The organism is Gammaproteobacteria bacterium (assembly GCA_003696665.1).
Taxonomy (GTDB): Bacteria; Pseudomonadota; Gammaproteobacteria; order Enterobacterales.
In genome coordinates this window covers 1-9,175 of the sequence record RFGJ01000619.1, presented here as the reverse complement: position 1 = coordinate 9,175, position 9,175 = coordinate 1, and the positions used below count along the sequence as shown (strand labels likewise).

8 protein-coding genes are annotated in these 9,175 nt (G+C 52.0%); 2 read left to right on the top strand and 6 right to left on the bottom strand.

Annotated elements, in window-relative coordinates; translation table 11 throughout:
- Nucleotides 1-154 precede the first annotated feature (154 nt).
- The 4 genes from D6694_15050 to pdhA all read right to left on the bottom strand — a co-directional run bounded on the left by D6694_15050 (nt 155) and on the right by pdhA (nt 4,663).
- Nucleotides 155-757: a glycosyl transferase gene (locus D6694_15050; protein RMH34757.1), complete on the bottom strand. Its 603-nt coding sequence runs from the start codon at nt 755-757 to the stop codon at nt 155-157.
- An 83-nt stretch (nt 758-840) separates the two neighbouring features.
- Nucleotides 841-2,583, bottom strand: coding sequence for a dihydrolipoyllysine-residue (2-methylpropanoyl)transferase (locus tag D6694_15045; protein RMH34756.1), 1,743 nt, complete (start codon nt 2,581-2,583; stop codon nt 841-843).
- Nucleotides 2,580-3,560, bottom strand: a complete 981-nt coding sequence (locus D6694_15040) for an alpha-ketoacid dehydrogenase subunit beta (GenBank protein ID RMH34758.1) — start codon at nt 3,558-3,560, stop codon at nt 2,580-2,582. The genes D6694_15045 and D6694_15040 overlap by 4 nt, the downstream gene beginning before the upstream one ends.
- A 5-nt stretch (nt 3,561-3,565) precedes the next feature.
- Nucleotides 3,566-4,663, bottom strand: a complete 1,098-nt coding sequence (gene pdhA, locus D6694_15035) for a pyruvate dehydrogenase (acetyl-transferring) E1 component subunit alpha (GenBank protein ID RMH34755.1) — start codon at nt 4,661-4,663, stop codon at nt 3,566-3,568.
- A gap of 214 nt (nt 4,664-4,877) precedes the next feature.
- Here pdhA and D6694_15030 point away from each other — a divergent pair, with 214 nt between their 5' ends.
- On the top strand, nt 4,878-7,514 hold the full coding sequence (locus D6694_15030) for an aminopeptidase N (GenBank protein ID RMH34754.1): 2,637 nt from the start codon (nt 4,878-4,880) through the stop codon (nt 7,512-7,514).
- A 14-nt stretch (nt 7,515-7,528) separates the two neighbouring features.
- On the opposite strand, the gene D6694_15025 is transcribed toward D6694_15030, so the two are convergent.
- Nucleotides 7,529-8,434 carry a TraB/GumN family protein gene (locus tag D6694_15025; GenBank protein ID RMH34753.1) on the bottom strand — a complete coding sequence of 302 codons (906 nt, stop codon included), beginning with the start codon at nt 8,432-8,434 and terminating at the stop codon, nt 7,529-7,531.
- Between the two features lie 172 nt (nt 8,435-8,606).
- On the opposite strand from D6694_15025, the gene D6694_15020 reads away from it, so the two are divergent.
- Nucleotides 8,607-8,855, top strand: a complete 249-nt coding sequence (locus tag D6694_15020) for a hypothetical protein (protein ID RMH34752.1) — start codon at nt 8,607-8,609, stop codon at nt 8,853-8,855.
- Nucleotides 8,856-8,858: 3 nt separating this feature from the next.
- Here the strand turns inward: D6694_15020 and D6694_15015 are convergent, their stop codons facing one another.
- Nucleotides 8,859-9,173: a hypothetical protein gene (locus D6694_15015; GenBank protein ID RMH34751.1), complete on the bottom strand. Its 315-nt coding sequence runs from the start codon at nt 9,171-9,173 to the stop codon at nt 8,859-8,861.
- Nucleotides 9,174-9,175: the final 2 nt, after the last annotated feature.

The following is a 9,175-nucleotide window of genomic DNA, read 5'->3' as shown; positions in this document are numbered from 1 at the left end:
TGTTTTTTCAACGTAAAACGGAGGCACAGTCGATGATCGTCTTGGACGACCAAAACATTCCGATAGAGCGAGCGCGCTTGTTCAATAATTTTTTCTCGCGCAGACACTTCACCGAACAGACTGGCAAGAAGGATGACAATCAACAGCGACGGTTTCATTTTGACTCTTCAATCCGATAGAAAAGAAGCGCTGCGGTCAAGAGTAAAACGCTACTAAATCCGATTAAGATGTGCGATACCGAGAACCAGAGCACCAGATAAAATGAAGTCACGATAGTGCCTGCCGCGCTACCAATAGTGGATACAAAATAGAGAGTGCCTGCGGTCATGCCTGTTGTATTGTGGTCTCTGGTCAACAAGCGTACTGCGTACGGCGATATCATGCCGAGTGTGATGGTGGGCAGTAGAAATAGCGCTGTGGCCGATGCCAGTGCGCCATAGCGTGGGTCAGTGATAGTTAAGAACAGCCACTTAAGGATTTCAGATGAAAAAAATAAAAGTGGGGATAGGAGGAGGGCGCTTACCGCGAACAACACGGCCATTCGTTGGCGACTTGGCTGGTGCAGAGACCATTTGCCGCCAAGCAGATAACCGAGACTGAGTGCCAACATAAAAACAGTGATGAGACTACCCCAGACGTGAATCGAACCGCCGAAATATGGCGCAAGAATTCGGCCTCCAAGCAGTTCTACACCCATGATGATGAAACCGCTAATAAAGGCAGCGACAATGACGGGCCACGAGGACTGTCTTAACATACAACAATAGCAATGAGGATTGTTTATGAAAGGTAACGGAGAAGGTGGTTCGGGTCAATGATCCGAACCACCTGGCTGTCGCCTTATTCTGGCTTTTGCAGATCTTCGATCACCGCAGCCAAGAAGCGAGCTCCTTCACCACCAGTGCAGGCACGATGGTCAAAACTCAGTGACAATGGCAGTATTCGCGATTTCACGATACCACGTTCTGTGAGCTTGAGCTCTTCCCGATAGCGACCAGCGCCGAGGATGGCCACTTGAGGCGGAACCACAATCGGGGTCCCGTAGCGCCCGGCAATGGTGCCAAAATTTGACAGTGAAATTGTGGCGCCCTGCATTTCTTGGGGTGATATGGTTTTGTCTCGAACCCGAGCAATTAGCGTATCCAACGCCTGCCTGAGTTCGGAAAGCGAAAGGCGCTGACAGTCTTTCATGACAGGCACGTACAATCCATCGGGGGTATCGACAGCCACGCCAATGTTGACAGAGGGATGCAGCAGTCGTTCCATCTTTTCACCATCAAACCAGGCGTTGAGCGCAGGTTCTGCCAGAGCCGCTTTGGCGATCGCCCTCAGTAGCCGCGCCGTGGCATCAGTGCCTTTACGCCATGCGCTGATGTCGGCATCGTCCATCAACGTCACTGGCACGACGTTTTGATGCGATAAAGTCATAGCGTTGGCCATGGCACGACGTGCACCTCGGACTGGTTCGGGCGCTACGGAAACGTTGATTGTCGGAAGGCCACTGGTGGCTTGTTTTGGCTGATCAGACGGCGGCGCGGCAGGTCGAGCCCCTTGCTGAGCCGCTTTTTCAACATCTGCTCGTGTGATGGTGCCTTTCTTGCCGCTTGGCACACAGTCAGACAGTCGCACCCCAAGCCGTTTGGCAAGCGCTCTTACCGCCGGTGAAGCGCGAAATGCCAAAGGATTCTCGTCACGTATCGCAGGTTCAGAATGAGAAACTGTGGGTTGCTGCTGAGGTGTTGAGGCTTTGGCTTGCCCGCTCTCGGCCGCCTTTTTCACATCGGCCAGAGTGATGGTGCCGCCTGCACCGGTCCCCTCGACTTGCGCCAAATCGACGCCCATTTTTTTCGCTAATGCCCGAACGACTGGCGTGACTTTCTTTCCATTGACAGTAAATTCGGTTTCCTGCGCTATGGTATTGCCGACTTGCACAGCCCCGACAACGGTACCAGCATCCTGTTTGTTCGCCTTGGGTTGACTCACCGAGGCTTCTTGGGTCGTGGCTTGCGATGGTGTGACAACTCCGAATGTGATCAGTGGCGCGCCGGTTTTGATAATATCACCCGGTTGGCCATGCAGTTTTTTGATGGTCCCGGCCATCGGGGCAGGGACTTCAACCACTGCCTTTGCCGTTTCCATTTCGGCCATTGGCTGATCGACCTTAACCGTGTCGCCTTCTTTCACCAGCCAGCGAACAATCTCTGCCTCGGGCAAGCCCTCGCCCAAATCTGGCAGATGGAAAATTTCATCATGACCAGTCGCTTGATTCGCATTTGACGGTGCTGGTGGCACTTCCGTGGCGCCACTTTCTTCTTGGGGGGCACCGGTGCTGGAGGCACTGTCCGCTTCCCCGTCGTCAATATCAACAAGTGGGGCACCAGTCTGAATCACGTCGCCCGGCTGACCATGAAACTTGACAATGGTGCCACTAAACGGGGCAGGTACCTCGACCACAGCCTTTGCAGTTTCCATTTCAACCATTGGTTGGTCTTGACGAACGACATCGCCTTCTTTGACCAACCAGCGCACAATTTCTGCGTCAGGCAAACCTTCTCCGAGATCGGGTAATTTGAAAGTCTTCATACGTACTCCATCAGCTCTTTGGCTTTGCTTACGATGCGCTGTACGCTCGGCATATATTTTTTCTCGAGCTTATAGTACGGCATGACAGTGTCGTAACCGGACACGCGGCCGATTGGCGCTAGCAGGTGCATAATGGCTTTCTCGGAAAGCTCGGCCGCAATTTCCGAACCAATGGCACCAGACTTCGGTGCTTCTTGAACAATTAGGGCACGCCCGGTTTTGGCCACAGATTCAACCAGTGTTTGCACATCAAGAGGCGCCACCGTGGCGACATCGATCACTTCAGCGCTGATGCCTTCCTTTGCGAGTTCGTCGGCAGCTTGGAGTGTTTCGTGCATCATTGCGCCCCATGAAATCAGCGTAATGTCAGTGCCTTCTCTGTCAACGAAGCATGTTTCGAGGGGGTAGGCCTCACCGTTGTCTTCAACCTCGTGCTTGACCAGACGATAGACCCGCTTTGGCTCAAGGAAAATGACCGGATCCGGATCACGAATAGCGGCAAGCAACAGACCGTAAGCTCGGCTTGGGTTGGATGGTATCACGACCTTGAGTCCGGGGATGTGAGCATACAGTGCTTCGGTGGACTCGGAGTGGTGTTCAGGCGCATGAATACCACCACCATACGGGGCGCGCACCACCATTGGGCATGACAAACGACCGCGTGTTCTGTTACGCATTCGAGCGGCCTGTGTGAATAACTGGTCGAGCGCCGAAAAGATAAATCCCAAAAATTGAATTTCTGCCACCGGCTTCATACCTTGTGTCGACATGCCTACCGACAACCCGGCAATCATGGATTCCGCCAGTGGCGTATCAATGACGCGATCCTTACCAAACCGTTGTTGCAGTCCTGCCGTGGCACGAAAAACGCCACCGTTGACACCAATGTCCTCACCTAACAGCACAACGTTGGAGTCATGTTCCAATTCATACGCAAGCGCCATGGTGACGGCTTCAATTAAAGTCACTGCTGGCATGATGGTCATTCCCCCCTAGCAAGTTCGTCGCGCTGTTCGCGCAATTTTTCGGGCAACTCGGCATACAGGTAGTCAAGCATGTCGGTGGCTTTTGGTGCCGGCATAGACAGATATTCCTGTACTGCGGCTTCCACTTCTTCAGCAATGGTCTTATTCATGGTTTCTTCGTCCGCATCGGACCACGCGTTGAGTGATTCTAAATATTTGCGTAAACGCCGCATGGGTTCGCGACGCCAGCCTTGTTTAACTTCTTCTTCGGTGCGATAACGGGACGCATCATCGGCGGTGGTGTGATCGCAGAGCCGGTAACTAATGCATTCGAGCAAAGTGGCGCCCTCACCGCGGCGCGCTCTTTCCAGCGCTTGTTCGGCGGCTTCGCGCACAGCGAGGATGTCGTTGCCATCCACTTGGAGGCAGTGAATGCCAGCTGCAATCGCTTTTTGTGCGTAAGTTTCGGCTGCGGTCTGAATTTCGCTTGGAACACTGATCGCCCATTGGTTGTTATTGACGACAAATAGCACGGGCAGTCGCCAGACCCCGGCGACATTGATGGCTTCGTAGAAATCACCTTTCGATGTACCGCCTTCCCCAATTTCGGTCACTGCGACTCTGGCTTGACCACGCAGTTTGAATGCCGTTGCCACACCGGCCGCGTTTAAGCATTGCGTGGCAATGGGTACGGCGATGGGCAAATCTTCCCGAGCGTATTTGAAATCGGAACCACGTTCATCGCCACCCCAATAGGTGAGAATCTCTGCCATTGTGACGCCATGTTGCATTAGCCCCGCGGTGCTACGGTAATACGGAACCAGCACATCTTCCTTGCGCATGACACTTCCATACCCAACACCGATGGCCTCCTGTCCCAGAGAAGCTGGGTAGGTGCCCAATTTCCCCGTTCGTTGCAAAGCATAGGCTTTAGCATCAAACGCGCGCACGCGCGCCATATCGGTGTAGAGTTTGCGTAACAATTCGGTATCTTTGGCAAAAGACGGCAACTTTTTGCCAAGCGGCTTACCATCTTCGTCAAGATACTGCAGATATTTGACTTCGAACTTGGCTACGGTCTTTAGCACAGTATCCTCCGTTATTGGTTGCGTCATCGCTGGCTCCCGTTTGACGGGAGATGCTCGCAAGCGACACAATTGGCGGGCCGATCATACGTATTGAGGCGTCATTTGTATAGGGCAAATCAAAAGAGGTCTGATCTCTTAATCCTCCAATCAGGCATTGATTTCGGCTTGAAATAGTCGCGAAATTAGTCAAAATGCCTTGATTCTGCTAATGTCGGACCACACGTGACCACCAGCGAAACACATGAAAGATACAAGCAATCAGCTTCCTGTCAAATACCGAAAAGATTATCGACCGAGTGATTATTTGATCGAGCGCACGGAATTGTGTGTTCGCCTGTTCGATGACCGGGCGGAAGTAGAATCGCGGTTATTGTTAAAGCCAAACCCGGAAGGCCAGCCATCGGGTGTGCTCACCCTTGATGGGGTGGATTTGGAGCTTCTTGAGATTGCGCTCAATGACACTCCTCTGACCGGAGGATATGAGCAAACGGACGAACAACTGATCGTTCATAATGTACCTGACGCGCCGTTTACCCTTCAAACGACGGTACGAATTTTCCCGCATCAAAACACCCTGTTGGAAGGTTTATATGCTTCTGGTGGAAAGTTTTGTACGCAGTGTGAAGCGGAGGGATTTAGGCGTATTACTTTTTATCTTGATCGTCCCGACGTGCTGAGCGTTTTCACCACGCGCATTGAAGCAGAACGCGATGCATTTCCATATTTGTTATCCAATGGCAATCGGATTGCCACCGGGCATTTGCCAGAGGGACGTCATTACGCCGTCTGGGAAGATCCTTTCCCGAAACCTTCGTATCTTTTTGCGCTCGTTGCTGGAGACTTCGATGTTCTCGAAGACGAATATATCACTATGTCAGGGCGTAAAGTCCGGCTCGTTATCTATGTCGATCGAGGAAAGTTAGATCAGTGCCATCATGCTATGGCGTCACTCAAACGTGCGATGGCTTGGGACGAAAGGCGTTTCGGCCGCGAGTATGATTTGGATATCTATATGATTGTTGCCGTCTCCGATTTCAATATGGGGGCGATGGAAAACAAGGGACTTAACATCTTCAATACAAAATACATTCTGGCATCGGAGCGCACGGCGACAGACGATGATTTGATCGCTGTGGAGTCGGTTGTGGCGCACGAATATTTCCATAACTGGACTGGCAATCGGATCACGTGCCGTGATTGGTTTCAGTTAAGCCTGAAAGAAGGATTGACGGTATTTCGAGATCAGGAATTTACCAGTGATCTGCATTCTCGAGGCGTCAAACGTATTGAGGACGTGAAGGTTATCCGTGGCCCTCAATTTACGGAAGACGCTTCGCCGATGGCACATCCCATTCGGCCGGATGAATACGTTGAGATGAATAACTTTTATACGGTGACCGTCTACAACAAAGGGGCAGAGGTCATTCGTATGATACATACCTTGCTGGGAGAGGATGGTTTTCGAAAAGGCATGGACTTGTATTTTGAGCGGCATGATGGCCAAGCGGTCACCTGTGAAGATTTTGTCCGCTGTATGGAGGACGCCACCCAGCGCGATTTGACACAGTTTCGCCGTTGGTACGCACAAGCCGGAACGCCTGTGGTCGAGGTGGTGCATCAAGAATACGACACACAGAAAAAGCAATTTCGTTTGGTGCTGCGACAATCATGCCCACCAACGCCGAAACAGCCCGAGAAGCTTCCGTTTCATATTCCGATCCGTTTGGCACTGTTTGCGGAAGATGGTGAGAAGCAGACCTTTGCGTATCAAGGGCGCATGGACCAGGAATGTTTGCTTGAGTTACATGAAAGCGAGCAAACATTTCTTTTCGAACAGGTTGAGAAGCCGCCAGTGCCCAGTTTATTGCGCGGCTTTACGGCACCTGTTCGACTTTATGATGGGTCGGGACCGGAGATGTGGACGGTTTTGGCAGCGCATGATGACGATCCGTTTTGTCGATGGGACGCGGGTCAGCGGCTGATGAGTGCCTTGGTTTGGCAATGTTATGATGAGGCGTCGGGAGAACAACTGGCAGACAGGTTGGGTGAAGCGTTACGGCATCTGGCATTTGACGACAAAATGGATCCCGCATTTCGAAGCCTTGCGATGACTTGGCCTTCATTTGCCACTTTGAGCAGCGAACGGGAAGCTGTCGCACCATTTCGGTTGTGGCAGGCGCTTGATGCCGCACGAAAGATGATGGCACATAGGGCAATGGGGTGGACGTATGCGCTGTCGGAAATGGCGGAAGCAAAAGTGGCTCAGGTGGATGAGGACACAGCGCGAGGCTGGCGTTCACTTGCCAATTGTGCTCGGTACTGGAGCGGTCTTGCCGGAGATCAAAACGCACTGGTGGCCTGGCAACAAAAATTTGACCGGCCTGACAATATGACGAATGAGCTAAGCGCTTTTCGCTTTCTCGTCCACCATGTGTCGGATGTGCGGGACTCAGTGATAGAAACCTTTTATCAGCGTTGGCGTGATGAGGCGTTGGTTATCGATAAATGGTTCACGGTGCAAGCGAGTATACCGAAACCTGAGAGTCTGCAACTTGTGGAGGCGCTTTGGACACATCCAGACATGCGACGCACCAACCCGAATCGGGTGCGTGCCTTAATCGGGGGAGTGATCAATAATCCCGCCGTATTTCATCGACCAGATGGTGCTGGTTACCGCTGGTTGGCTGAACGTGTTGTGGAAATGGATGCGATCAATCCGCAGGTGGCTGCTCGGATCGTGCAGCCATTAGCTGGCTGGCGTCGGTTTGAGGCGCCAGCGCGGAACAATATGAAATCGGCACTGGAGGCCATAGCGTCATCCATCAAGTCGCGAGATGTGGGCGAAATTGTTGAACGCTCGCTCGACGACAGCCAATAGACGGACAGGGGGATTTATTCCCCCTTGCGCAATTTGACACGCTCAATTTGATAACCAGCGCGCTTGAGATGATGGAGAAGACTGGTGTCGTCGACCAAGTGGGCGGCGCCGACGACCACAAAGTACTGGCCTGGGTGTTTCGCTAGATAAGCCAGTAATCGGTCGGCCATCCGTTTGTCACGCTTAGTCGTGAGTCTGTTGTAAAAATCAGTGGTGTCCGGGTCGCTGAGTTGTCCACGGATGATTTTTTTTAGCTGTTCAACATCACCTTTCCGCCAGCTTTGGTAAAGCTCGTTGAATTGTGCTGCATTCTTGTCCAGTTGCTTCAGTGTTTCGCGCAGCAAAGCATCTTGTTTTTCATAGCTTAGGCCGTCAAACACGGCGAGCTGTTCGTCGACGCGCTCAAGGGCGTGGACAGGAAGCTTCATTTTGTATGCTTGCTGAATGAAATAGTTGTCAATGCCGTATGTGGCCGACAGACCGAGATGGTCGACATTCATGGCCAACAAACTTAGGTTGAGGCTAACCGTCCAGGGCTTGACCTTTTCGACAGTACCCTCCGGAATGCCGAGTTGAGATAACTTTTCCTTGAGCAGTGTTGCCGTTTCTGGGGTTAGAAAATCCCAGATCGTCTTGTCTTTTGGCAGTGCCCCGAGTGTGAGCATTTTGAACGCGATGGTGGCCGATTCTTTCATCAGATCGAGTTCGACAAATAAACCATCAGAAGCGCGAAAGGCGGTTTCAATCTCAGGGGGTAATGGATAGAAGTCGCGCGCGCCATAATGTATCGAGCCGAGCAGGTAAATCGTATTTTGACCGGAGGTTGCCTTCCAGAAGGCAGGGGTGGGTGGCGTGGCGAATACCGAAACGCTTAAAACCAAGAGCGCCAGTGACCAGAAAGCACGAAGATTTAATCGCATGCGTAGCCCCTTGTCCTTTTGACTCGCGGCAGACTACCAAATTGCGTTACAATCAACAACTAGGTTCCAAGTCACCAGTGTCCAGATTTCAATTATGGCAATTATTCATTGTTTGGCCTGTGGGAAACGGGTCTCAAGTAGAGCGAAAACGTGTCAGCATTGTAGTGCACCAGTGGCCGAAAAAGATGAGGCCGCCATGGAAAAAATCGTCCGTGCCCAGCGCGCTCGTAGGGCGCGACAAATGCAGTACCTTTCATTTTTCGCGCTCACAGCCTTTTTAATCGGGACCATCATGTATTGGTACAGTCTGAGCATGCCTGATAGCTGGCAAAACAAAGTCGGGGTGGTTTTGTTGGCCTTGGGATTTGTTGGTTATGCGTTTGTGCGTATCTACATGTTGGTCAAGAAACGGAGGCAGTGATATCTACACCTTGACCGCTCTCAGCGAAGGGGCCTGCGCATTCGGCTGACCTTTTGACGAATAAGTCATGGCCGGATCTCCGCTCTGACTGCGGATGAGACGCAGTGAGCGCTCGATGCTGAAACGACTGGCTAAAATGATCTGACCATTGACTTCATTTTCGCGAAAGCACTGCTTGGCCAGAGACTGCAGTTGTTTCCATTGCCGATCGATGTCAGGGTACGAATGTGCGATGTTTTCGTACGTCCGCCATAGCGGCAGTCGGGCGCGGGTCAGTTGTTCAATGTGGTTGACGGCTTCCTGTTTGGTTTTAGCCAATG